20 protein-coding genes are annotated in these 24028 nt (G+C 65.0%); 12 read left to right on the forward strand and 8 right to left on the reverse strand.

Going from position 1 to position 24028, the window contains the following annotated elements; genetic code table 11:
* Window positions 1-127: 127 nt before the first annotated feature.
* Window positions 128-1603, reverse strand: coding sequence for a sodium:solute symporter family protein (locus tag P5W99_RS19830; protein ID WP_421026826.1), 1476 nt, complete (start codon window positions 1601-1603; stop codon window positions 128-130).
* Entirely contained in the window at window positions 1600-1815 is a 216-nt protein-coding gene (locus P5W99_RS19835; RefSeq protein WP_035529726.1) for a DUF3311 domain-containing protein, read from the reverse strand. Before P5W99_RS19835 ends, P5W99_RS19830 begins: the two co-directional genes overlap by 4 nt.
* Before the next feature lie 285 nt (window positions 1816-2100).
* Between P5W99_RS19835 and P5W99_RS19840 the strand changes: the two genes are divergently transcribed.
* The 3 genes from P5W99_RS19840 (at window position 2101) to P5W99_RS19850 (ending at window position 4059) form a co-directional block, all read left to right on the forward strand.
* Window positions 2101-2778 carry a MarC family protein gene (locus tag P5W99_RS19840; RefSeq protein WP_421026827.1) on the forward strand — a complete coding sequence of 226 codons (678 nt, stop codon included), beginning with the start codon at window positions 2101-2103 and terminating at the stop codon, window positions 2776-2778.
* Window positions 2779-2849: 71 nt separating this feature from the next.
* Entirely contained in the window at window positions 2850-3683 is an 834-nt protein-coding gene (locus P5W99_RS19845) for a class II glutamine amidotransferase (protein ID WP_421026828.1), read from the forward strand.
* A 124-nt stretch (window positions 3684-3807) separates the two neighbouring features.
* Window positions 3808-4059 carry a hypothetical protein gene (locus P5W99_RS19850; RefSeq protein WP_434664395.1) on the forward strand — a complete coding sequence of 84 codons (252 nt, stop codon included), beginning with the start codon at window positions 3808-3810 and terminating at the stop codon, window positions 4057-4059.
* 9 nt (window positions 4060-4068) lie between these two features.
* Here the strand turns inward: P5W99_RS19850 and P5W99_RS19855 are convergent, their stop codons facing one another.
* Window positions 4069-5082, reverse strand: coding sequence for a glycosyltransferase family 2 protein (locus tag P5W99_RS19855; RefSeq protein WP_434664397.1), 1014 nt, complete (start codon window positions 5080-5082; stop codon window positions 4069-4071).
* Between the two features lie 262 nt (window positions 5083-5344).
* On the opposite strand from P5W99_RS19855, the gene P5W99_RS19860 reads away from it, so the two are divergent.
* On the forward strand, window positions 5345-6565 hold the full coding sequence (locus tag P5W99_RS19860; RefSeq protein ID WP_421026831.1) for a 4-hydroxybenzoate 3-monooxygenase: 1221 nt from the start codon (window positions 5345-5347) through the stop codon (window positions 6563-6565).
* A 9-nt stretch (window positions 6566-6574) separates the two neighbouring features.
* Here P5W99_RS19860 and P5W99_RS19865 read toward each other — a convergent pair whose 3' ends face one another.
* The 3 genes from P5W99_RS19865 to P5W99_RS19875 form a co-directional block, all read right to left on the reverse strand.
* On the reverse strand, window positions 6575-8071 hold the full coding sequence (locus P5W99_RS19865) for a DASS family sodium-coupled anion symporter (RefSeq protein ID WP_421026832.1): 1497 nt from the start codon (window positions 8069-8071) through the stop codon (window positions 6575-6577).
* Between the two features lie 186 nt (window positions 8072-8257).
* On the reverse strand, window positions 8258-8599 hold the full coding sequence (locus tag P5W99_RS19870; RefSeq protein WP_421026833.1) for a DUF4148 domain-containing protein: 342 nt from the start codon (window positions 8597-8599) through the stop codon (window positions 8258-8260).
* 212 nt (window positions 8600-8811) lie between these two features.
* On the reverse strand, window positions 8812-9504 hold the full coding sequence (locus P5W99_RS19875; RefSeq protein WP_434664399.1) for a DJ-1/PfpI family protein: 693 nt from the start codon (window positions 9502-9504) through the stop codon (window positions 8812-8814).
* Between the two features lie 461 nt (window positions 9505-9965).
* Here P5W99_RS19875 and P5W99_RS19880 point away from each other — a divergent pair, with 461 nt between their 5' ends.
* Window positions 9966-10412, forward strand: a complete 447-nt coding sequence (locus P5W99_RS19880) for an HU family DNA-binding protein (RefSeq protein WP_035529715.1) — start codon at window positions 9966-9968, stop codon at window positions 10410-10412.
* A 261-nt stretch (window positions 10413-10673) separates the two neighbouring features.
* A complete protein-coding gene (locus P5W99_RS19885) occupies window positions 10674-11573 on the forward strand; it encodes a LysR substrate-binding domain-containing protein (protein WP_421026835.1) in 900 nt (299 codons plus the stop codon).
* A 254-nt stretch (window positions 11574-11827) separates the two neighbouring features.
* On the opposite strand, the gene P5W99_RS19890 is transcribed toward P5W99_RS19885, so the two are convergent.
* Window positions 11828-13021, reverse strand: coding sequence for a porin (locus P5W99_RS19890; protein WP_421026836.1), 1194 nt, complete (start codon window positions 13019-13021; stop codon window positions 11828-11830).
* Window positions 13022-13387: 366 nt separating this feature from the next.
* Entirely contained in the window at window positions 13388-14764 is a 1377-nt protein-coding gene (locus P5W99_RS19895; protein ID WP_421026837.1) for a YihY/virulence factor BrkB family protein, read from the reverse strand.
* 221 nt (window positions 14765-14985) lie between these two features.
* Between P5W99_RS19895 and fdnG the strand changes: the two genes are divergently transcribed.
* The 6 genes from fdnG to selB all read left to right on the forward strand — a co-directional run bounded on the left by fdnG (window position 14986) and on the right by selB (window position 24011).
* Window positions 14986-18057: a formate dehydrogenase-N subunit alpha gene (gene fdnG, locus P5W99_RS19900; protein WP_421026838.1), complete on the forward strand. Its 3072-nt coding sequence runs from the start codon at window positions 14986-14988 to the stop codon at window positions 18055-18057.
* Between the two features lie 9 nt (window positions 18058-18066).
* Complete coding sequence (fdxH, locus tag P5W99_RS19905) at window positions 18067-18996, forward strand: formate dehydrogenase subunit beta (RefSeq protein ID WP_421026839.1); 930 nt, start codon at window positions 18067-18069, stop codon at window positions 18994-18996.
* On the forward strand, window positions 18989-19615 hold the full coding sequence (locus tag P5W99_RS19910) for a formate dehydrogenase subunit gamma (protein WP_421026840.1): 627 nt from the start codon (window positions 18989-18991) through the stop codon (window positions 19613-19615). The genes fdxH and P5W99_RS19910 overlap by 8 nt, the downstream gene beginning before the upstream one ends.
* Window positions 19616-19696: 81 nt before the next feature.
* Window positions 19697-20638 (forward strand): formate dehydrogenase accessory protein FdhE, encoded by a 942-nt coding sequence (gene fdhE / locus P5W99_RS19915; protein WP_434664403.1) that lies wholly within the window; start codon window positions 19697-19699, stop codon window positions 20636-20638.
* Window positions 20635-22092: an L-seryl-tRNA(Sec) selenium transferase gene (gene selA / locus P5W99_RS19920; RefSeq protein ID WP_421026842.1), complete on the forward strand. Its 1458-nt coding sequence runs from the start codon at window positions 20635-20637 to the stop codon at window positions 22090-22092. The genes fdhE and selA overlap by 4 nt, the downstream gene beginning before the upstream one ends.
* The gene (gene selB, locus P5W99_RS19925; protein WP_434664406.1) at window positions 22089-24011 is read left to right on the forward strand and encodes a selenocysteine-specific translation elongation factor; all 1923 of its coding nucleotides are present in this window, start codon (window positions 22089-22091) and stop codon (window positions 24009-24011) included. Before selA ends, selB begins: the two co-directional genes overlap by 4 nt.
* Window positions 24012-24028 lie beyond the last annotated feature (17 nt).

A 24028-nucleotide genomic window follows, 5' to 3' on the forward strand; every position in this document is an offset into this window, starting at 1 on the left:
TTGAATTTCGTCGGTCCAGTGCCGGCGAACTAAAAAAAAGCGGCGCAACGAATGCGCCGCCCATCATCGAAACAACCATCGCAACTGAAGCTCGCAATCGAAATCAGTGCGGATCTCGGTGCAGATCTCAGTGCGCGCCCGCGTGCTTGTGATCCGCATGCGTGCGCGGCTGCGTGAGCGCGCTCACGGCAGCGAGCACGATGATATTCACGCCGAGCGCGAGAAAGCCGATGTTGATGTCCTTGAACGTATCGGACGCGAACGGGATCAGTTGCGCGACGCTCACGTGCAGCAGCGTAGTGAGCACGACCACCAGCACGCCCGCGAAAATCCCGCAGAACGCGCCCTGCTTCGTCACGCGGTTGCGCGCCGCGAGGCTGCACACCAGCGCCGGGAACAACTGCGTGACGAAGTTGTAGCCCATCAGCAGCAGCGCCACGATGGTCTCCCCGCCCTTGAGCGTGAAGCCCACCGCGACCAGCGCGACCACCGGCACGAAGAAGCGGGCGATGCGCGCGACGCTTTCGTCGTTGGCGTTTTTACTCAGCGCGCCGCGATAGACATCGTTGGCGAGCAGCGTGGATGCCGTGGTGAGGATCATCGAACCCGGCACGAGCGCGGTGAGTACCCCCGCTGCGCCAATCACGCCCACGAACCACGGATCGAAGGTTTGCAGCGACAGGCGGAACAGCGAGAGGTCGATGTCGGTGCCCTTGAGGCCCGGCACCTTGAGCACGGCCGCGAAGCCGCAGAAGAACACGAACAGCAGGATCAGCTGATAAAGCGGCAGGATCGCGGCATTGCGGCGGAAAATGCGCTCGTTCTTCGCGGTGTAGACCGACATGAACGTATGCGGCCACATGAAGAAGCCGAGGCATGCGAGCAGCGTGGTGGACTGGAACCACGTCACGCCCTGGCCTTTCGCTGCGAAACTGAGGAAGCCGGGCTTGGCTGCGTCTATGGCGCGGAACATCTCGGCGTGCGAGCCATAGTAATGGACCGGCAGGTAGATGCCGAGGAACACGGCGATGGCGAGAATCATCGTGTCCTTGACGACCGAGTTCCACGCGCAGCCGCGCACGCCCGAGAAGATCACGTAGGCGGTGACCACCACCGCGCCGATCCAGATCGCCGCCGTGGAAGGAATCGCGCCGTACGAGGCCGTCGACACGATGATGCCGAGCCCCTTCAGTTGCAGCACGAGATACGGCACGAGCGCGGCCACACCCACGCATGCGACCAGCACGCCGAGCGCGGGGCTCTGGTACTTGGTCGCGAAGAAGTGCGGCTGCGAGACCAGCCCGTGTTCTTTCGCGTAGCGCCACACGGGCGGCAGCATCCAGTACGAGAGAATGTACGCAAGCGTCCCGTAAGTCAGGATGTAATAGACGGGTGCGCCCTTGCCATAGGCAAAGCCGCTGCCGCCGAGAAACGTGAAGGTGGTGTAGATCTCGCCCGCCATCAGCAGGAACACGAACGCGGTGCCGAAGCTGCGTCCGCCCACCGACCACTGCTCGAGACTCATGTCGTGGCCGCGGCGCGCGCGGATGCCCAGATAAAGCGCGATCACGGTGATCGCCGCGATGATGATCAGCGCGCTCATGATCGCACCCCGCCTTGTGCGTCCTGCACGTCGCGGTTGGCCGGATCGAGCTTGTAGACGAGCCCCATGATGGCCGCGGTCAGCACGACCCACATGACGATCCATGCCAGCACGAGCGGCATGCCGAGCACGAGGGGCTCGGTGCGGTTGACGAACGGCACGCCTAGCAGAATGCCGATGAAGGGTAGCGCAGCGAGCAACCTCAGTGACATGGCAACTCCTTTGGGTAAAAGGGAAACCTTGTTTCGGGTTCGGTTGGGGTTCGTTTGGGTTCGGTCGGTCCACTCTATGCCCGCGAATGCGCCCCGTAAAGCTGCCAATATTCCTGATGCGCGCGGCGAGTGCGGATGGCTCGGCTTGGTGCGCTGCGTCATGAAGCGGGTTGTTTTGCGTTGGCGGGCCGGCAGGCGGCCGGCACGGTGCGCGCCGCTCCGGTTACACTGCTCGCTGCCGGCGGCGGCGCCATTTGGGCCTGCTGCGTTCACCGGATCGCTTACATGATCGAGAGCCTGATTTCAGACATTCTGTTCGGTTTCACCGGACTGATCAGCATCATCAACCCCTTCGGCATTGCCTTTGTTTTTCTAGACCGCACGGCCTCGCTCAGCGACGAAGAACGGCGCCTGCTCGCCAAGCGCGTCGCCACCAATGCAGGCTTCGTGCTGCTGGCGGCGTTCTTCGTGGGCACGCCCATCCTGCATTTCTTCGGCATTTCGATGGAGGCGCTGCGTATCGGCGGCGGTCTCGCGGTGGCCGTGAGCGGCTGGCAGATGCTCAATGCGCCTGAACCCGAGCCGTCGGTGGCCGATCATCCGGTCAAGCCGCTCAGCGCCGCGTCGGCAACCGGCAAGGCTTTTTTCCCGCTCACGATTCCGCTGACCACGGGCCCCGGCTCGATTGCCACGGCCATCGCGCTCAACGCGAACCGCACGCACAAGCTGTCGGCATTTCTGCTCTCGGGCATTGCCTCGATAGTGATCTCGGTGCTCGTGGTGTTGGTGATCTATTACGTTTACAGCCGCGCCGCGCGCCTGGCATTTTATCTGGGCGCGGAAGGCACGCGCGTGGCCATGCGCATTTCGTCGTTCCTGCTATTGTGCATCGGCGTGCAGATTATTCTTACTGGCTTGAGCGGCTTTCTCGTGCCGCTGCTGGGCGGGCACGCGGCTATTTAAAACCGGGCGCACGGGGTCTTGCCGGCCGCCACGTCGGGTCGTTCATCGAGTCGTTGAAAGTGGAGGTCACCATGTGCCGCTGGCTTGCCTATACCGGTAACGCCGTGCCGCTCGAAACAGTGCTGTTTCATGCGCGCCATTCGCTGATCGACCAGAGCCTGCATTCGAAGCTTGGCGCGACCACCACCAATGGCGACGGCTTCGGGGTCGGCTGGTATCAGCATCCGCACGACATTCCGTATCGCTATCGCAGCGTGCAGCCCGCCTGGAACGACCGCAACTTGCGCGAAATCGCGCGAGCGGTGCACGCGCCGATGTTCATCGCGCATGTGCGTGCCGCCACCCATACACCCGTGCAGGAGACCAACTGCCACCCGTTCCGGCACCGGCGCTGGATGTTCGTGCACAACGGGCTGATCCAGAGCTTTCCGCTCGTGCGCCGCGAATTGCTGGTGGCGGTCGAGCCGGGGCGCTTCAGCGCGATCGAAGGCTCGACCGACTCCGAAGCGATGTTTTATCTGGCGATGACCTTCGGGCTCGAAGTCGATCCCGTGCCGGCGCTCGAGCGCATGGTGGGGTTTGTGGAGGCCACCGCGAAAAAGCACGGTATCGAGCCGGCGCTCAACATGACGGTTTGCGCGAGCGACGGCGAACAGCTCGTGGCCGTGCGCTATTCGAGCGAGCGCAACTCGCGCTCGCTCTTTCACACCACGTCGTTCAGGCACCTGCGCGAACTCTATCCCGACGACCCGCGCATCGCTGCCGCTGGCGAGGACGCGTACCTGCTCGTGTCCGAGCCGCTCGGCGATTTACCGGAAGTGTGGGCTGAAGTGCCCGAGTCCACCGCGATCGTGGTGCGCGGCGCGCAGGTCGAATATCGCGACTTCGTTCCGGTCATGCCTTGATCAAGAATATCGAGCGCGGCGCAAATCGGATCAGTCGCGTGCTGCAAATCGTCGGCTCCCGGATGGGCTTCGTCAACTATGGAAGAAGGAGCAACTGACGGCCCAATACACGTCTATCAAGGCGGTGGCGCGTGCGCTGACCATCGATGGCAAATTGTCGTCGGCGCAAATTCAGCGCATGGGTCTCGGCGATAAATATGGCGCGCAGAACGGCATTCAGCTGAAGGAAGACGGGGGCATCGCGACGCGGCAGTTCGACACCGCGAGCGTGGCAAAAGACCTGCAAGGCTATCGCTACCACGGCTTGACCGGCAGGGAAAACGTCCGGATCATCGCGGGCCAGGTCGTGCCGATCATCGAGGACTATCGCGGCTAGCGCAGCGATTTACCAGGCCCGCTGGCCAGACTGATCGTATTTCTCCGCCATGGCCGGAATGCCGGCGCGCACGTGGCGCTCGGCGCGCCGCACCTGGCGCGTGAGCAGCACGACGTGCGCGGGCGCAACGCGGCGCCGCCGCAATGCCCAGAACGCGCCGCGCAGCAGCGCGAAGCCGGCCGGGCCGAGCGAGTGCTGGCGCGCGAACACGATGAGCGCGCGCCCGGTGGCGGCCAGCGCGTCGCGCAGCGGCAGACGCATCCATGCCACCCACGCCGAATTGCGCGCGAGCGTGCAGTGCTGCGCGCGCGTGAACCAGCGGCATAGCGGTTCGCGATGCGCGAGCGCCGCCTCGCAGTACACGATCGCGTGACCCGCGCTCAGCACGTCGAGCGCGGCCAGTTCTTCAGCGCCGCCATGCGAGAGCCGCTCTTCGTAGCCGCCGAGCGCGCGCATCACGCTCGTGCGGAAGATGCACGCCCCTGCCATGAAGCCCGCGAGCGCCGGGCCGGGCAGACCCTCGCCGCCAGGCGAGGTGGCGTTGAGCATGAGGCACGCCGGATGGATTTCGCGCTCATCCTCGCCGACCACCCGCGCATTGAGCACCGCCACGTTCGGATGGTCGTCGAGCCGCTGCACCGCCTGCGCGAGCGCGCCGGGCGCGAACCAGGTGCTGTCGTCGCAGCACGCCACATAGTCGGTGTGCGCGAGCGCGAAGGCGCGGTTGAAGCCCGCCATGCCATGATCGCCCAGCGTCTGGACGATGCGCACCTGCGGAAACAGCGAGGCGAGCAGGCTCACGGTGGAATCGCTGGAGCCGTTGTCGGCCACGATCACATGCGGGTGCTCGGGCAAGGCGGTGAGTCGCGCCACGGTGTCGACGATCTGGCGCACGTGATTGCGCGTGAGCACGATCACGGTGACGCGCGGGCCGGGGTGGGCAACGGCTCCGGCGCCTGTATCGGCTGCGGAGACGGGCTTGGGACCGGGTTCGGAACCAGCGGGTGGGGGGGAAGCATTCATCGCGTTTCGGGCGGCGGCGAGCCGGCGGCCAGAGTGCAGATTGCTCTGCGGGCATGTGTTTGAGCATACGCCGATGCCGCCACGCGTGCACACGCACGGCTAACCCTGAATGCCCTTACGCTGCGCTGCGGCACGTCTGCATGGCCGCCTGACCAATCGATACGCTATCCGTAATCGAGATAATTCATATTCACGATATCGCGTTGCGTGATATCGCTTGCAGCCGCCAAACTTGCGCAAAATCAACACACAGGAGACTTTCATGCGCACCCAGGTTGGCATCATCGGCGCGGGGCCCGCGGGCCTGCTGCTTTCCCAACTGCTTCATCTGCGTGGCATCGACTCGGTCGTGCTCGAAAGGCGCGGCCGCGATCAGATCGAATCGACGATCCGCGCCGGCGTGCTCGAACAAGGCACCATGGATACGCTCGTCGAGGCCGGCGTGGGCGCGCGCATGCAAGCCGAAGGCGCGCTGCATCACGGCTTCGAACTGGCGTTCGAAGGCAAGCGCCGCCGCATCGATCTCACGGCGCTCACCGGCAAGTCGATCACGGTCTACGCCCAGCACGAAGTGCTCAAGGACCTCGTCGGGGCGCGCATGGCCGCTGGCGGCAAGCTGTTCTTCAACGTCTCGAACACGTCGATTCACGGCATCGAAACGGCGTCGCCCTCGATCCGCTTCGAGCACGAAGGCGCGCAGCACACGCTGCATTGCGATTACGTGATCGGCTGCGACGGCTCGCAGGGCGTCTCGCGCGCGGCCATTCCAGCGGCATTGCGCAACGATTACGAGCGTGTGTTTCCGTTCGGCTGGTTCGGCATTCTCGTGGAGGCGCCGCCTTCGTCCGGCGAGCTGATCTACGCGCGCCACGAACGCGGCTTCGCGCTGGTCAGCACGCGTTCGCCGAACGTGCAGCGCATGTATTTCCAGTGCGATCCCAACGACGCTGTCGAAAACTGGTCCGACGATCGCATCTGGGCCGAGCTGCACGCGCGCGTCGATTCGGACGAAGGCCATCACGTGGTCGAGGGCAAGATTTTTCAGAAGAATATCGTCGGCATGCGTAGCTTCGTGTCGACCACGATGCAGCACGGACGCCTCTTTCTCGCGGGCGACGCGGCGCACATCGTGCCGCCCACTGGCGCGAAGGGCCTCAACCTGGCCGTCGCCGACGTGCGCGTGCTGACTGCCGCGCTCGTGGCGTTCTACAAGGAAGGCTGCACCGATCCGCTCGATGCGTATAGCGAGACCGCGCTGCGCCGCATCTGGCGCGCCGAGCACTTCTCGTACTGGATGACGCGCATGATGCACCGTCTCGACGATGCGTCGCCGTTCGAGCAGCGCCTCCAGGTGGCGGAGCTCGAGCACGTCACCACGTCGCGCGCCGCGGCGACCGCGATGGCGGAAAACTACGTGGGCGCGGTGGCGGTCCAGGGCCCGTTATTCGTGGAAGCAGGCCCCGGCGGTTTCAGCGCGACGTGATCGGCGCTATCAGATCCAGCCGAGCCAGCGCCACCACGTGGCGGCAAACAGCAGCAACAGCAGATAGCCCACCACGGTCAGCACGATGCCAACGCGGGCGAACTGCTTCGCGGTGAAAGTCTCGGTGGCGAGGCACACCATGTTTTGCGGCGCGTTGATCGGCAGGATGAAGCCGAAGCTCACGGTGTAGCCGAGCAGCATGGTCACGCCGAGCCGGTTGAAGTCGCCCGACATCGATTGCAGCACTGCGATGAGGATCGGCAGCATGGCCGAGGTGAGCGCGGTCGCGCTCGCAAAGCCGAGGTGAATCACCACGAGGAAGGCGGCGAGCACCGCGAAGGCCATGAACGGCCCGGCGCTGTCGAGGCCCGTGTGATGCGCGACGACGTCGCCGAGCCACTGGCCCGCCCTGGTGGCCAGCAGCGCCGTGCCGAGGCTGATGCCCACGCCGAACACGATCACCGTGCCCCAGGGAATGCGGCTTTGCACCGTCTTCCAGTCCATCACGCCAAAGCGCGGCAGCAACAGCAGCACGAGGCCCACATAGGTGACCGAGGTGGTGTCGAAGGGGTGCAGCTTGCCTTCGGTGGCCCAGAAGCACAGCAGGCCGATGGAGACGCCCAGCAGGCGTTTTTGCGGGCCGGTCATGGGGCCGAGCTCGCGCAGCGACTGTTCCACGGCCTCTTTGCCGCCCGCGATGGCGTCGGTCTCGGGCGGCAGCATCTTCAGCACGAGCACGAACAGGATGGCCGACATGACGATCGCCCAAGGCGCGCCCGCGATCAGCCAGTCGAGCCAGGTCACGCGCGCGCCGAGCATCTTGTCCATGAAGCCCACGGTGAGCAGGTTTTGCGCGGCGGCCGTCTGGATGCCGACGTTCCAGATGCTGGTGGCGTGTGCGACCACGATCATGACGCCCGCTGCGATGTTCGAGCGCTTGTCCACGCCGAACGCCGAGATCACGCCGACCATGATCGGCACCACACAGGCGCTGCGCGCCGTGGCGCTCGGCACGACGAGCGAGAGCACGATGGTCACCGCAATCGCGCCGATCAGGATGCGCCGCGTGGTGGTGCCGATAAGCGAGAGCGTGACGAGCGCGATGCGCTTGTCGAGCCCGGTGACGGTCATGGCCGCCGAAATGAAGAGCGCGCCCGCGACGAGCGCGAGTGCGGAATTCGAGAAACCCGCGAGCGCCATGCTGATGGCTTTCGAGGTGCCGAAGAGCTGCGAGGGGTCGTCGAGGGTGGGCGCGGTGCCGACGAGAAACGCCATCAGCGAGGTGATGATAATGGCGCTCGCTTCGTAGGAGACGGCTTCGGTGAGCCACACGACCACGGCGAAGGCGAGAATGGCGAGCATGCGCTGACCCGCTGCGGGCAGGCTCGCGGGCAACGGCAGCAGCAACACGGCGACGAGCGCGACGGCGCCCGCGATCAAGCCGATGGGCAAGCCTGGTTTCTTGGGTGCGAATGTCGTGCCCGCTTCCGGTTTCGGTACGTTCATGACGTGGATTCCATCTCGACCAGTGACGGGCGGGATCGTCCCATATCGGGTTATGGCGTGCGCCGAAGGTGCGCTGGAACGTGTGTTGGGAGCGAGGGACGAGAAGCGAGGGGAGCGGCGGACGATGGGAGGACCAGCTGCGCGCCGGTCCCCGCATGCGAGAAAAAAGACTGGAGAGGAAGCGGTTTACTGGCTCGCGCCTGCCGCCTTGGATGCCGCGGCTTTCTTCTGCGCGTTCTGGAGATTCGTCGGATAGTTCGGGTCGTTGTTGGCGGGCTTGTAGCCTGCGTCTTCGAGTTGCTTCAGTTCGGCGTTGTTCTTCTCGCGCGCTGCTTTGCGTTCGGCCTTGTGTTGCGCGCGTGCCTGTTTGCGTTTTTCGGCTTTGGTGAGCGGCTGCGAAGCCGGCGCGGCGCTTTGCGCGGTGGCTGCGGGTGCGCTGGCGTCCTGGGCGAAAGCGGGCGCCGTGACGCCCAGCAGGAATGCGGCGGCGGCCGCGGCGAGAGTCAGCTTGCTGGTGATGGACTGCATGAACACCCCTCCTGGTTGATTTTTACCGCTGGATTCAGGGTTTGTAATGCATGGATCGCGCGACGCAGCGCGGCGGATGCCGCGCCTTCATGGGCGGGCCGGTTTGAACGGCGGCCCCGGATTGAATGTATACGATCCTTGCAAACGAGGGTAGTAAATGCGCCCCTGGCTCACGCATCGCGCAACAGATCAGCGCGCCGACGCGGGTGTGCTCACGCGCTGGCGTCCCGAAGTTTTGCCGCCACGCGCTCGACGATGCGCGCGCGCTGCTCGAGCGTTGCCGCGCTTTGCGCGCGCACGCGTTCCACCACGACGCGCGGCGCGCTTTCCGGGCGGCCCGCATCGAATGGCGGCGCTGGCGCATATTCGAGTTCAAGCTGGAGCGCCTGCGCGGCTTCCTCGCCGACCAGTTCCGCCGCGAGCGTGAGCGCGAAATCGATGCCTGCCGTGATGCCGCCGCCGGTGATGAGGTTGCCGTCGCGCACCACGCGCTCTTTCACCGCGATCGCGCCGAACGGTTCGAGCAGCGAGTGAAAAGCCCAGTGCGTGGTGGCGCGGCGCTTGTGCAAGAGACCTGCGGCGCCGAGCACGAGCGAGCCGGTGCAGACCGATGTGACGTAGCGCGCCGTGCGCGCCTGGTGGCGCAGGAATGCGAGCGTGGCATCGTCTTCGAGCAGCGCGGCTACGCCGCTGCCGCCCGGTACGCAGATTACGTCGAGCGGCGGGCAGTCGTCGAAGACGGTGTCGGGCGTGAGCAGCATGCCGGTCGCCGACATCACCGGCTCGCGCGTTTTCCAGATGAGCCGAACCTGCGTGTCCGGCATCGATGCAAGTACGTCGTAGGGTCCGCAGAGGTCGAGTGGCTGTACCTTGGGGAATAGCAGAAAGCCGATCTTGAGCGCCATGGAGAATGCCTCGAAATGAAGGAGGAGTGAGACGCGCGCCGTGCCGGCGACGGTGCGTTCATCGTTACTCTACGCGCGCATACCTGTGCAGGAGCGCCAAAAAGCACGTAAAAGCTGCCAGCGGTGACGCTCGAATGCACGCGCTTGTCCGCTGCCATACTTTGTTTTGACGTGGCGCGAAGGGGGCGTTGTTGCCCAAAACCGCCATACGTGTGGCGTTTTCGCCGCATCGCGCACGTGTCGCGATGGCGCGGGCCGCGCGTGAGCGGGTCGAGCCGGTGCACGTTCACCCCTGTAAACAAGTATCGAAATGCATTCGGCAGTCAGCGTCGCGCAACAAATTTGCATCTACGATGCAAAAGAGTCACGCAAAACGCTTGCACGCTTGTAGAATCCGCCGTTGAAGCATCTGCATTCCGCTGTGCTTCGTCGATTCACTGACCAACACTGGTAGGAGAAACATGCCGACTTCCGCAAAGAAAGTGGCCAAAAAGGCAGCTGCCCCGGCCAAGAAGGTTGCCGCAAAGAAAGCGCCCGCCACCAAGACGGCCGCAGCAAAGAAGGTCGCCGTGAAGGCGTCCGGCGCACCGTCGCCGATCAAGGACACCTTCACGAAGGCCTCGCTGGCTGCTCACGTTGCTGAGCGTGCCGGCGTCGAGCCGAAGGCCACGAAGGCCGTGCTCGCTGCGCTGGAAGACACGATCCTGGGTTCGGTCCACAAGAAGGGCGCCGGCGAGTTCACGCTGTCGGGTCTTCTGAAGATCGTCGTTCAGGCCGTTCCGGCGAAGAAGAAGCGCTTTGGCAAGGACCCGTTCACGGGTGAAGAGCGCTGGTTCCCGGCCAAGCCGGCAACCGTGCGCATCAAGGCGCGCGCGCTGAAGAAGCTGAAGGACGCAGCAGCGGCCTAAACGCTTCATGCCGTGGCCTCGCTTTGGCGTTGGCTGCGGCACGCGTGAGTACCCAGAGAATCCCCGTTGGCATTTTGTGCCCACGGGGATTTTTATTTGCGTGCGGAAACGGCATCGCAGCACGCTGTGCACAAGGCATGTCCAGATGTTATATATGAGCGTCGAGCATGATGCTGCATAAAAAACGGGATTTGCAGCAGGCCAGATTCCGGTGAGTTATGCTTGAACGACCTTTCGAAGAAGATAGCATGCCTTGATGTTATGCCAGTTTCCGAACTCAGTATTCGCCAGGTTGAAGCGTTTCGCGCCTTGATGCAGTGGCGCACAGTCACGCGCGCGGCGCGCGCGCTGGGCGTTTCGCAGCCCGCGGTAAGCCGTCTTGTCGCCGACTTTGAGGCGAGCGTAGGCTTCGCGTTGTTCGAGCGTGCACGCGGGCGGCTTTTGCCGACGGGCGAGGCGCATGCGCTGCATGCGGAAGTCGAACGTGCGTTTAGCGGACTCGAGCGCGTCGTGCAGGCCGCCGCGCAAATCCGCGAGCAGCGTCGCGGCGTGTTGTGCGTGGCCGGCGCGCCTGAACTCGGCCCCGACTTTCTGCCGCGCGTGAGCGCGGCGTTCGCGCAGGAGCATGCGGGCGTGGAGGTGACGCTGCTCACGCTCGAACCCGCGCTCGCGCTCGAACGTGTGGCGGCGGAGCGCTGCGACCTGGCGCTCGTCGGCGAGGAAGCGGCGCCGCGCGCGGTGCGGCTGGAGCGTCTTGGGCAATGGCCGATGCGCTGCATCGTGCCGCGCGGCCATCGCCTCGCACGCAAGCGCGCGGTTGGCGCCGCCGATTGCGAAGGCGAGCGCTTCGTTTCTTATGCGGCGGGAACGCATGCGCGCCTGCGCATCGACCGCCTGTTCTCGGAGCACGGCGTGATGCGTCTGACTGGCGTGGAGGCGGATCTCGCGCAGGCGCTCGTGACGCTGGTGGAGGCGGGAATGGGCATCGCGCTCGTCGATCCGCTCACGGCGGCGGGGGCGAGCGCGCGCGTGGTGGTGAAGCGCTTCGTGCCGGAACTGGAGGCGCCGCTCAATGTGGCGCGATGCGCGCACCGGGACGCGGCGCCGCTGGCGCAGGCGTTCTTGCGTCACGCGCGGGCGGCGCTTGCAAGGTTGCGCTGAGGGTGCTCCAAGGGAGCACTAACGTGCAATGAGGCTGCGCTGGCGGTGTGTTGATGGTGGTGTTGGTGGCGCGCCGCGAGAACCGCGCGTTGCGCGCGGCCGGATTTTCGGGCGCGTCGATCTTTCGTAGCAAAACGCGCCGCCAATGAAAAAGCCAGCCTTGGCTTGCGCCGAAGGCTGGCTTGTGTAGCGTGCAGCTTTTAGCTGCTGCATGGTCTCTTCGCCTGGCCGGGCCGAAGCCCGGCTCATGCCGATCAGAACTTGTGGCGGATGCCCAGGCTGACGATTTCTTGCGAGCTCGAAGCCGAATTGTAGCCGTACGAGCCGATCGAAGCGCCGGCCGTCTGGGTCGTCGTCGCGTTGACGCGCTGCGTGCCGTTGGCGTGCTGGTAAGCCGCCACTGCGTACAGGTCGGTGCGCTTCGACAGGTTGTAGTCTGCGCCGAGCGAAACCTGGTTGTACGAAGCCGACGTGTCGCCTGCACCGTGCGTGTAGACGTAGCCCAGGCCGAGCAGCAGAGCCGGGTTCACCTGGTAGCCAAGGTAGCCGCCAGCAACGTTGAAGCGCTCGGTCGACTGGAACGCCGAGTAGCCGTCCGGCTTGATCTGGACGTTGGCGTAACGTGCGCCGAACGTGAACGGACCTGCGACGTATTGGGCAGCGACCGAAGCATTGCCAACCGACTTCGCCGAAGCGTAAGCCTGCTGGATCTGGGTGCCGTCCTGGAAGAAGTTGTCCGACGTTGCGTTCGCTGCCCAGCCGCCGTTTGCGAGGCGGGCGGCCGGCGACGACGAGTTGTCCTGACGGAAGTAGCCGCCGGCAATGTTGAAGCCACCGATGCCGTACGTAGCAGCTGCGCCCCAGCTCTGGCCCGAGCCGGTCGAACCTGCAACGCCGCCCAGTGCGTACATGCCTTCGAACTGGAAGCCAGCGAACACCGGCGACACGTACTTGATGGCGCTATTCGTGCGCGAGCTGTTGTCGTTGTTGTCGACGTCACCCGGCGTAGCGAACGTGCTGCCGAAGTAGTTGTCGGCGGTCAGCGGCTGAACCATGTCAACCAGCGGGTCGTACTGGCGACCCAGCGTGACCGTACCGAATTGCTCGCTCGTCAGACCAACGTATGCCTGGCGACCGAACAGCAGGTTGTTGCCGTTGTAGTTACCCATCTTGCCGTTGTTGACGTTGAAGCCGTTTTCCAATTGGAAAATCGCCTTCAGGCCGCCACCGAGGTCTTCCGCGCCCTTCAGGCCGAAGCGGTCGCCCGACAGGTTGCCAGCGTACAGACCGACCAGGTTCTTGTTCTGGCCTTCAGCATTCTTCGTGTTGCCAACCCACTGGATCGATTCGTCGATCACGCCGTACAGGGTCACGCTGCTCTGCGCATGTGCTGCGCCCGAGACGGCCAGGACGGCCAGCGAGAGGGTCGAGAGGGCGATTCGTTTCATCCGGTTTTCTCCACGCAGATATTTAGTTGTTGCTTGAATTGATTCATGCCATTGCGGAACGGAGAATAACGCAGGGGCCTAATTCTCCAGAACTGAAAAAAAATGACTGTCGCAAAAAGCTGACACATCCGGAGAACGCGTTGTAATACCGGCTCTAACGGATTCTTCCGGATGCGGAACGAAGCGAATGCCGGTGCGGCGCTATTACCGGTTCCGAAACGGGTCGCAAATCGTGCAACCGCGGGCGAGGCATATAAGGGTAAATACCGAGCAACTGGAAGCGGGGACGGGTTGCTCCGTATTTCGAATCTGGCTGTACCGGCGCGAGCCGCCGGTTGCCGGGCCGGGGGCCGACGAGAGGCGGCGTTAATCGCCCGGGTGGGGCGAGTCCTGCCCGACGGTCGAGCGGCGGCGGCCCGCTGCCGCCGTCACGGCAAGCGCGGCGCTCGCGACGAGCGCCACCGAACGCCAGGGGTGGCGCTGGACATAGCGGTTGGTGGCGGCCACCGTGCGGCCCGCGCGCACGAGGGTGCGGGCGGCGGCCTCGGTGGCGCTTTTTTCCATGTTGACTACTGAACGGCGGATCTGCAGGCTGCCGGCGCTGTGCCGGGCGAACGCGCCGCCTTCGGCGCGCACCTGGCCGATCACTTGCAGCGGTGCATCGGCGGCCCTCGCGCCATGGACGTCCCCCCCGGCGGCATCCCGGCCGGCATGCGAGCCGGCTACGGGAGCCGTGTTTCCGATCGGAACCGCATGGACCGGCCGGCTGGCCGCGACGGTTTCGCGCATGGGGGCGATCGTGGAAGCAGCGAGCACGGAGGCGAGCTTGGCGCGGCTGCCGGGCGGCGTTTGCGCAAGGAAACCCCACGCGCCGCGTGGATCGTGCAGGCGTGCGCGGGCCGCCGAGAATTCGGCGCCGAGCAGCAAAACGGCAGCCGAGAAGTACAGCCACATCAGCAGCACGGCCAGCGAGCCCGCCGCGCCGAACGCCGTGGCCATGCCCGCATGCGCCAGATAGAGCGCGAAAAGTTTCTTGCCTACCGAAAACAGCGCTGCCGCCACCATGCCGCCCACCAGGGCATCGCGCCAGCGCACCACGGCGTCGGGCAGGAAGCGCAGCAGCGCGGCGAATGCAAAGGCGAGCACGAGCAGCCCGACTGTCAGCTGCAGCAGGTTTCCGATGATCACAAAAGGGGTTTCGCCCCAGAGCCAGCGGCCGACGAAGGTGATGACCGTATCCAGCACGACGGAGACGAACAGCAGGATGGCGACGCCGAGCACGAGGCCGAACGAGATCAGCCGCAGGCGCACGAGTGCGAGCACTGAGGAGGTGCGCGGGCCGATTGGCGGCCAGACTATATTGAGTGCCGAGTTGAGCGACGCAAAGGTTGCGGACGCCCCGACCGCGAGCATCGCGAGCGAAATCATGGCGGCGATGCTGCCGGTGCCGCCCGCACGGTGCGCGTTCTCGACGATGGTGGTGACGCCCGCGGCGGCATCGTTGCCGAGCACGTTGTGGACCTGGCGGTACAGCTCGCCGCGTGCGGCGTCGGCGCCGAAGAACCAGCCTGCCACCGCGATCACCATGACGAGCGTGGGCGCGAGCGAGAACGCCGAATAGAAGGCGATGCTCGCGGCCAGCGATGGGCAGCGGTCGGCGATGAATTGCCGGCACGCGCTCGCGACCCAGGAGGCTTCCTTGCGCGCGGCGGAGCCGAGTCGCTCCGATGGGAGAGTTGCCATATTGAACGTCCTGGATTCCGGCAAGGGTGGATTCATGTTGCCGGCATTGTGCCCGGCGCGGGGGGGAATGGCCGCGCCGGGCCTCATACGAATACGTCGGGCCTTGCGGAAATATAGCAAGCCTGGTTCCTGGATAGCGCGCCCGGACACGGCACAGGATCTATCTTTCGAAACGTCTTATACTGAAAAAACCCACAATCCCAAAGCCGAGGACGCACACCATGCTGCAAATGTCCCGGCGCCAGTTCCTCAAGGTCACGGCAACGTCGCTGGCGGGTTCCAGCCTCGCATTGATGGGTTTCGCGCCCGACAATGCGCTTGCCGAAGTTCGACAATACAAACTGGCGCGCACCACTGAAACCCGCAACACCTGCCCGTATTGCTCGGTGGGCTGCGGGATCCTCATGTACGGTCTCGGCGATGGTGCGAAGAATGCCACCGCGAGCATCATCCATATCGAGGGCGATCCCGATCACCCGGTCAATCGCGGCACGCTGTGCCCGAAGGGCGCGAGCCTGATCGACTTCATTCACAGCCCGAACCGGCTCCAGTACCCCGAGTATCGGGCGGCGGGCTCGAACGAGTGGAAGCGCATTTCGTGGGACGAGGCGCTCGACCGCATCGCGAAGCTGCTCAAGGAAGACCGCGACGCGAACTTCGTCGAGAAAACCGCGGACGGCAAGACCGTCAACCGCTGGCTGACCACCGGCATGCTGGCCGCCTCGGCGGGCAGCAACGAAGTCGGCTATCTCACGCATAAAGTGGCCCGCTCGATGGGCCTGCTCGCATTTGACAACCAGGCGCGTGTCTGACACGGCCCGACGGTGGCAGGTCTTGCCCCGACGTTTGGCCGTGGTGCGATGACGAACCATTGGGTCGACATTCGCAATGCGGACGTGATTCTGGTGATGGGCGGCAATGCGGCCGAGGCGCATCCGTGCGGCTTCAAGTGGGTCACGGAGGCCAAGGCGCATCGCAAGGCGCGGCTCATCGTGGTGGACCCGCGCTTCACGCGCACGGCTTCGGTCGCCGATTATTACGCGCCGATTCGCACCGGCACGGACATCGCGTTCCTTGGCGGCGTGATCAACTGGCTGCTCGCGAACGACAAGATCCAGCACGAGTACGTGAAGAACTACACGGACTTCACCTTCCTCGTGCGTGAGGATTTCGCGTTCAACGACGGCATTTACTCGGGTTACGATGCGCAAAAGCACGCGTACCCCGACAAGTCGTCGTGGAACTACGAGATCGGCGAAGATGGCTTCGTGAATACCGACGCCACGCTGCAGAATCCGCGCTGCGTCTATCAGTTGCTCAAGCAGCATTACTCGCGCTACACGCCCGAGATGGTGGAGAAGGTCTGCGGCACGCCGAAGGAGAAATTCCTCAAGGTATGCGAAATGTTGGCGACCACGGCCGAGCCGGGGCGTGCGGGCACCATCATGTATGCGCTCGGCTGGACGCATCACTCGATCGGCTCGCAGATGATCCGCACGGGCGCGATGGTTCAGTTGCTGCTCGGCAACATCGGCATCGCGGGCGGCGGCATGAACGCGCTGCGTGGCCACTCGAACATCCAGGGGCTCACCGACCTCGGGCTGATGTCGAATCTGCTCACGGGCTACATGACCCTGCCCAACGAGGCCGAACAGAGCTACGACGACTACATCAAGAAGCGCGCGCTGCAACCGCTGCGGCCGAACCAGCTTAGCTACTGGCAGCGCTATAACGCCTTTTTCGTGAGCTTCATGAAGTCGTGGTGGGGCGACGCGGCCACGAAGGAAAACAACTGGGGCTACGATTGGCTGCCGAAGCTCGACAAGCCCTATGACCTGATGCAGACCATCGAGCTGATGAACCAGGGCAAGGTCAACGGCTATATCTGCCAGGGATTCAACGTGATCGCGTCCGCGCCGAACAAGGCGAAAACGCTGGCCGCGCTCGGCAAGCTGAAGTGGCTCGTGATCATGGACCCGCTCGCCACCGAGACTTCGGAGTTCTGGAAGAAAGTAGGCGATTACAACAATGTCGATAGCGGCTCGATCCAGACCGAGGTGTTCCGCCTGCCCACGACCTGTTTCGCTGAAGAAAACGGCTCGCTCGTGAGTTCGAGCCGGGTGCTGCAATGGCACTGGAAGGGTGCGGAGCCGCCGGCCGAGGCGAAGAGCGATCTCGAGATCATGTCGGGACTGTTTCTGCGCATTCGCGCGGCGTACCAGAAGGACGGCGGCAAGCTGCCCGACCCGATCGTGAAGCTCGACTGGCCATATGCGGATCCGGCGAGCCCCACGCCCGAGGAGCTCGCGAAGGAATACAACGGCCGCGCGCTCGCCGACCAGACCGACCCGAAGGATGCTACCAAGGTGCTCGTGAAGAAGGGCGAGCAGCTTTCGGGCTTCGCGCAGCTCAAGGACGACGGTACCACGGCAAGCGGCTGCTGGATCTTCTGCGGGGCGTGGACCCAGGCGGGGAACCAGATGGGCCGGCGCGACAACGCCGATCCCACCGGCATCGGCCAGACGCTCAACTGGGCCTGGGCGTGGCCGGCGAACCGCCGCGTGCTGTACAACCGGGCCTCGTGCGATACGTCCGGCAAGCCGTTCGATCCCACCCGCAAGCTGATCGGCTGGAACGGCAGCGCATGGACCGGCGCGGACGTGCCCGACTACAAAATCGATGAGTCGCCCGATCTCGGCATGGGGCCGTTCATCATGAACCCCGAAGGCGTCGCGCGTTTCTTCGCGCGCGACGGCCTGAACGAAGGGCCATTTCCCGAGCACTACGAACCCTTCGAGAACCCGCTCGGCTATAACCCGTTCCACCCGAACAACGCGCAGGCTACGAGCAACCCGGCAGCGCGCGTGTTCCCGGACGACCGCAAGACGTTCTCGACGGCGCAATCGTTCCCGCACGTTGCCACCACGTACCGGCTCACCGAGCATTTCCACTTCTGGACCAAGCATGCGCGGCTGAACGCCATCATTCAGCCGCAGCAGTTCGTCGAGATCGGCGAGGAACTGGCGAAGGAGGTGGGCGTAGTCGACGGCGCTCGCGTGAAGGTGTCGAGCAATCGCGGCTACCTGATTGCCGTGGCGGTGGTCACCAAGCGCATCAAGGCACTCACCATCGACGGCAGGAAGGTGCATCACGTAGGCGTGCCGCTGCACTGGGGCTTCACGGGGCTGACCAAACCCGGCTATCTGACGAATACGCTCACGCCGCCCGTCGGCGACGGCAATTCGCAGACGCCCGAGTTCAAGTCGTTCCTCGTGAAAGTGGAAAAGGCATAGGGGGACGACATGGCATTGCAATCGCTCGATATCAAGCGCCAGTCGGCCACCACCACGCCGCCGCCCGGCGTGCGCGAGCCGTCCACGGGCGCGGTCGCGAAACTCATCGACGTCACCAAGTGCATTGGCTGCAAGGCGTGTCAGACCGCGTGCATGGAATGGAACGATCTGCGCGACGAGGTGGGCATCAACGCGGGCGTCTACGACAACCCGCGCGATCTCACCGAGCACTCGTGGACCGTGATGCGCTATACGGAATACGAGAACCCGAACGGCAACCTCGAATGGCTGATCCGCAAGGACGGCTGCATGCATTGCGAGGATCCGGGCTGCCTCAAGGCATGCCCATCGCCGGGCGCGATCGTGCAGTATACGAACGGCATCGTGGATTTTCACGAGGAAAACTGCATCGGCTGCGGCTATTGCATCACGGGCTGCCCGTTCAATATTCCGCGCCTGTCGAAGCAGGATCATCGCGTCTATAAATGCACGCTGTGCTCCGATCGCGTGGCCGTGGGGCAGGAACCCGCCTGCGTGAAGACCTGCCCGACCGGTGCGATCGTGTTCGGCACCAAGGAAGACATGAAGCAGCACGCGGCGGAGCGCATCGTCGACCTCAAGGAGCGCGGCTTCGACAAGGCCGGGCTCTACGATCCGCCGGGCGTGGGCGGCACGCACGTAATGTACGTGCTGCATCACGCGGACCAGCCCTCGCTGTATCACGGCTTGCCCGACAACCCGCGCATCAGCCCGCTCGTGCGGCTGTGGAAGGGTGTGGCCAAGCCGCTCGCGCTCGCGGGCATCGCGCTCGCGGCGGTGGCGGGCTTCTTCCACTACACGCGGGTGGGGCCGAACGATGTGAATGCCGAGGACGAGCAGGCCGCGCGCGACGAGGCGCGGCGCATGCGTGGCGAACCCGAGGAGCGCGGCGATGAATAACGATGAACCGCAACTGATTCAGCGCTATACGGCCAACGAGCGCACCAACCACTGGATCACCGCGATCACTTTCGTGCTGCTCGCACTTTCGGGTCTCGCGATGTTTCATCCGGCGATGTTCTGGCTTTCCGCGTTGTTCGGCGGCGGGCAATGGACGCGCATTTTGCATCCGTTCATCGGCGTGGTGATGTTCATCTCGTTCATGCTGCTTGCGTTGCGCTTCTGGCATCACAACTATCTGGATGCGAATGACCGGCAATGGCTCAGGCAGATGGGCGATGTGCTGAACAACCGCGAAGACAAGCTGCCCGAAGTCGGCCGCTACAATGCGGGACAGAAGCTGCTATTCTTCGTGATGGTGGTTTGTCTCGTGCTGCTGCTCGTGAGCGGCATCGTGATCTGGCGGCGCTACTTCTCGCTGTACTTTCCCGTCACGCTGATCCGCTGGGCCGCGGTCGTTCATGCGGGCGCGGCGTTCGCGCTGATCGTGGGCATCGTCGTGCACATTTATGCGGCGCTGTGGGTTAAAGGTTCGATTCGCGCCATGACGCGCGGGTACGTGACCTGGGGCTGGGCGAGAAAGCATCATCCGCGCTGGTTCCGCGAGAACATCAAGTAGCAGGCGCGCGGTCCTGCACAAGCCGCCCGCCCGCGAGGGCGCGGCGGCTTTTTGTTATGGAGAGAAGGGAGACGATTCGTCGTGACGCAACCCACGCAGCGCATTCTCGATCCCGAGCAGATTCAGGCGCAGGATCCCTCCGCGATTCCGCGCATCCGCCTGCCCGAGCGCGCAACGCATTTCAGCGAGCGCGCCGCGCGGCTGCGCAAGCTGGCAGAGCGCAATCCCATCGGCGGCTATGTGCGTCTCATGGCGGTGCTCGTCGATGCGCAGCAGCAGGCGCTCGCGCGTCTCGAAGCGCAAATGCCGCCGCACGAAGCGCTCGCCCATGCGCAGCGCCATTCGATGCCGATCCTGCCCGCGCTCGGTACTGAACGCGACCCGCAATGGCGCGCGGTGCTGCGCCGCCTGGCGGATCGCGTGGAAGCGGCAGGCGTGGTTACACCCGCGCTCGCGAAGGTGCTGGACACGCTGCGTGCGATGAGCGACGCCGAACTCGACGCGCAAGCCGACGCCTTGCTCGGGCAGCGCCATGCGGAAGTGGCACCGGCCACGGCGCCGTTCGTCATGGCCGCGCTGCAAGTGGTTTGGACCGACCTCGCTAGCCGCCTGCGCGTGCAAGAGGTGCCTTACGTGGATGCGCCAGGCGTGTGCCCCGTATGCGGCGTGCAACCGGTTGCGAGCATCGTGCGCGTGGGCGGCGCATTCCAGGGCTATCGCTACGTGCAATGCAGCTTGTGCGGCACCGAGAATCACGTCGTGCGCGTGAAGTGCACGAACTGCGATTCGACGAAAGGCATTGCGTATCACGGCATCGAAGGGGGCAATCCGGCCTTGAAAGCGGAGTCGTGCGACGAATGCCATACCTATCGCAAGATCGGCTATCAGGAGAAGGACCTCGAGTTCGAGCCGCTCGCCGACGATCTCGCGAGTCTCACGCTCGATTTGCTGATGAGCGAAGCGGGCTACCGGCGGGCGAGTGCGAACCCGCTGCTCTATCCCGAAGCGCCGGCCGAGCAATGATGGGGGCGAGCGAGAAGGTCGATAAAAGCGCGCTGAATGCATTGCTTGCGCAAATGCCGGCGGTGGAGCGCGTGATTGCCGCGCCGCACGCGCAGGCGCTGATCACGCAGCATGGACGCACCCAGGTGCTCGCGGCCATCCGCGCGACGCTGGACGGCTGGCGGCGCGAGGCGCAGGCCGGCACGCTCGTGATCGAGGCGGACTCGCAGGCGCCGTTTTCCATCGAGCGCCTGCTTGCCGATGCGCAGCGCACGCTCGCGGCGCGAGCCCAAAACAACCTGCGCACGGTATTCAATCTGACCGGCACGGTGTTGCACACGAATCTGGGCCGCGCGCTGCTGCCCGACGTTGCCGTGCGCGCCGTCGTGCAAGCGCTCACGCAGCCCGCGAACCTCGAATTCGATCTGGCCACCGGCAAGCGCGGCGACCGCGACGACCTGATCGACGAACTCATCTGCGAATTGACTGGCGCCGAAGCGGCGACCGTCGTGAACAACAACGCGGCGGCGGTGCTGCTCGCGCTTTCCGCGCTGGCCGCACGCAAGGAAGTGATCGTCTCGCGCGGCGAACTCGTGGAGATTGGCGGCGCGTTTCGCATTCCCGACATCATGAGCCGCGCGGGCGCGCGGCTGCGCGAGGTGGGCACGACCAATCGCACGCACCTGAAGGATTACGAGGCCGCTATCGGCGCGCGCACTGCGCTGCTGATGAAGGTCCATTGCAGCAACTATGCGATCAGCGGCTTTACGAAGAGCGTCGAGCTGGACGAACTCGCGCCGCTCGCTCAGCGCCATGGTTTGCCCGTTGCCGTGGATCTCGGCAGCGGCACGCTCGCCGATCTCACGCAATGGGGCCTGCCGGCCGAGCCGACTGTGCGCGCCACCGTCGAAGCGGGCGCCGACCTCGTCACCTTCAGCGGCGACAAGCTGCTGGGCGGCCCGCAGGCCGGGTTGATCGTCGGGCGCAGGGAGTTGATCGCAAAGATCAAGAAGCATCCGCTCAAGCGCGCGCTGCGCGTGGGCAAGCTCACGCTCGCGGCGCTCGAGCCCGTGCTGAAGCTTTACCAGGCGCCCGAATTCCTGCGCGAGCGCCTGACGACGCTGCGGCTGCTCACGCGTCCCGCGAGCGAGATGCACGAAGCGGCCACGCGTGCGCTGCCGGCACTGCAGCGGGCGCTCGGCGATGGCTATGCGGTGAGCGTCGAGCCGATGCTGAGCCAGATCGGCAGCGGCGCGTTGCCGGTCGATGTGCTGCCGGGCTACGGTCTGGTCGCGCGCCACAGCGGCAAGGGCGGCGGCGGCCGTGCCTTGCTCAAACTGGAGCGCGCGCTGCGCGGCTTGCCGCGTCCCGTGATTGGCCGCATTGCCGACGACGCGCTGCGGCTCGATCTGCGCTGCCTCGAACACGCAGACGAAGCCGCTTTCGTCGCGCAACTCGCGGAGCTGCGCCTGTGATCGTCGGCACGGCAGGGCATATCGATCACGGCAAGACCACGCTCGTGCGCGCGCTCACCGGCGTGGACACCGACCGGCTCAAGGAAGAAAAAGCGCGCGGTATTTCGATCGAGCTCGGCTATGCCTATACGCCGCTCGCGAACGGCGAGGTGCTCGGTTTCATCGACGTGCCGGGGCACGAAAAACTCGTGCACACCATGGCGGCCGGCGCATGCGGCATCGACTTCGCGCTGCTGGTGATTGCCGCCGACGACGGCGTGATGCCGCAAACGCGCGAGCATCTCGCGATCCTGCAATTGCTTGGCGTCAGGCACGGTGCGATCGCGCTGACCAAAACGGATCGCGTGGACCCGGCGCGCCTTGCCGAGGTGCGCGCGGACATTGCCGCGTGGCTCGCGCCAACCGCGCTGGCGGGCGCGCCGTGCTTCGAAACGCAGGCGACCCGGGCGGGCGACCCGGGCGTCGCGCAACTCGACGCCTGGTTGCGCGAGCGCGCCACGCACTGGCGCGCTCGCCGCGACGACGGTCTGTTCCGTCTTGCCGTGGATCGCGTCTTTACCTTGACGGGGCAGGGCACGGTCGTGACCGGCACGGTGTTCGCGGGGCGCGTGCGCACGGGCGAGCATGTGCTGCTTGCGCCAGCGGGCGCACCGGTGCGGGTGCGCAGCATCCATGCGCAAAATCGCGCGGCGCAGGCGGGGCAAGCGGGAGAACGGTGTGCGCTCAACCTTCATGGCGTGGAGCGGGAGCAGATCGCGCGCGGGGACTGGATCGTCGATGCACGGCTCACGCAGCCCGCGACGCGCCTCGACGTCGACCTGCAATTGCTCGACGACGCGGACATCAGGCTTGAACATTGGTCGCCGCTGCATGTGCATCTGGGCACGATGCACCGCGTGGCGAATATTGCCTTGCTCGAAGGCGATGTGCTCGCGGCGGGGGAGCAAGCCCGCGTGCAACTGGTTTTCGATGCGCCGCTGCACGCGATGCCCGGCGACCGCTTCATCGTGCGCAACGCGCAGGCGAGCCGCACCGTGGGCGGCGGGCGCGTGCTCGACCCATTCGGGCCTGCGCGGCGCAGGCGCACGCCGGAGCGCCGTGCGTGGCTCGACGCGCTATGCGCATGGCTGGATGAAGGCCGCATTGACGCGCTGATCGAACAGGCGCCATACGGGCTCGCACGTGCGACGCTCACGCAATTGACCGGATTCGACGCGGACACGCTTGCACTGCCCGACGACGCGGTCGTGATCGCTTCGCAAGGGCGGACCGCAGAATCCGTCGTGCTCGCGCGCGCGCACTGGACACGCCTCGCTGCGCGCATTGTCGAGGTGCTGGGCGAATTCCATGCGCGCATACCCGATGAGCAGGGACCGGACGCTGCGCGGCTGCGGCGCATGGTGGCGCCGCTTGCAAGCGAGGAGATCTGGCGCGCGGCCGTGGACGCGCTCATCGATGCGGGACGTATCGCGCGCAGCGGGCCGTGGCTGCATCTGCCTTCGCATGCGGTTTCGCTCGATGCCGGTGAGGAAGCGCTCGCCGCGCGACTCATGCCGTTGCTCGCACAAGGAGAATACGACCCGCCATGGGTGCGCGACCTCGCACGCGAAGTACGGGAATCCGAGGAAAAAGTGCGCGCGCTGCTGCGCAAACTGGCGCGGCTTGGCAAGCTGTATCAGGTCATGCGCGATCTGTTCTACGATCGCGACGTGATTCACGAGCTTGCGCGTCTGGTGGCGCAATTGGCCGAAACGCCGCAATCGCAAGGCGTGAGCGCGGCGGCGTTTCGCGATGCTACGGGACTCGGCCGCAAGCGCGCGATCCAGATTCTGGAGTTCTTCGATCGCGTTGGATATACTCGGTTTCAACGCGATTTACATGTGTTGAGGCCCGATAGCCGCATGCGTGATTGGGTTTGATGCGCGGTTCGCGTTTG

Source organism: Paraburkholderia sp. A3BS-1L (genome assembly GCF_051125215.1).
GTDB lineage: Bacteria > Pseudomonadota > Gammaproteobacteria > Burkholderiales > Burkholderiaceae > Paraburkholderia.

What these genes read in the sequence shown, in the direction of transcription:
- P5W99_RS19830 (WP_421026826.1), bottom strand. Translation starts at nt 1,603, where the DNA reads ATGAGCGCGCTGATCATCATCGCGGCGATCACCGTGATCGCGCTTTAT.
- P5W99_RS19835 (WP_035529726.1), bottom strand. Translation starts at nt 1,815, where the DNA reads ATGTCACTGAGGTTGCTCGCTGCGCTACCCTTCATCGGCATTCTGCTA.
- P5W99_RS19840 (WP_421026827.1), top strand. Translation starts at nt 2,101, where the DNA reads ATGATCGAGAGCCTGATTTCAGACATTCTGTTCGGTTTCACCGGACTG.
- P5W99_RS19845 (WP_421026828.1), top strand. Translation starts at nt 2,850, where the DNA reads ATGTGCCGCTGGCTTGCCTATACCGGTAACGCCGTGCCGCTCGAAACA.
- P5W99_RS19855 (WP_434664397.1), bottom strand. Translation starts at nt 5,082, where the DNA reads ATGAATGCTTCCCCCCCACCCGCTGGTTCCGAACCCGGTCCCAAGCCC.
- P5W99_RS19860 (WP_421026831.1), top strand. Translation starts at nt 5,345, where the DNA reads ATGCGCACCCAGGTTGGCATCATCGGCGCGGGGCCCGCGGGCCTGCTG.
- P5W99_RS19865 (WP_421026832.1), bottom strand. Translation starts at nt 8,071, where the DNA reads ATGAACGTACCGAAACCGGAAGCGGGCACGACATTCGCACCCAAGAAA.
- P5W99_RS19870 (WP_421026833.1), bottom strand. Translation starts at nt 8,599, where the DNA reads ATGCAGTCCATCACCAGCAAGCTGACTCTCGCCGCGGCCGCCGCCGCA.
- P5W99_RS19875 (WP_434664399.1), bottom strand. Translation starts at nt 9,504, where the DNA reads ATGGCGCTCAAGATCGGCTTTCTGCTATTCCCCAAGGTACAGCCACTC.
- P5W99_RS19880 (WP_035529715.1), top strand. Translation starts at nt 9,966, where the DNA reads ATGCCGACTTCCGCAAAGAAAGTGGCCAAAAAGGCAGCTGCCCCGGCC.
- P5W99_RS19885 (WP_421026835.1), top strand. Translation starts at nt 10,674, where the DNA reads ATGCCAGTTTCCGAACTCAGTATTCGCCAGGTTGAAGCGTTTCGCGCC.
- P5W99_RS19890 (WP_421026836.1), bottom strand. Translation starts at nt 13,021, where the DNA reads ATGAAACGAATCGCCCTCTCGACCCTCTCGCTGGCCGTCCTGGCCGTC.
- P5W99_RS19895 (WP_421026837.1), bottom strand. Translation starts at nt 14,764, where the DNA reads ATGGCAACTCTCCCATCGGAGCGACTCGGCTCCGCCGCGCGCAAGGAA.
- fdxH (WP_421026839.1), top strand. Translation starts at nt 18,067, where the DNA reads ATGGCATTGCAATCGCTCGATATCAAGCGCCAGTCGGCCACCACCACG.
- P5W99_RS19910 (WP_421026840.1), top strand. Translation starts at nt 18,989, where the DNA reads ATGAATAACGATGAACCGCAACTGATTCAGCGCTATACGGCCAACGAG.
- selA (WP_421026842.1), top strand. Translation starts at nt 20,635, where the DNA reads ATGATGGGGGCGAGCGAGAAGGTCGATAAAAGCGCGCTGAATGCATTG.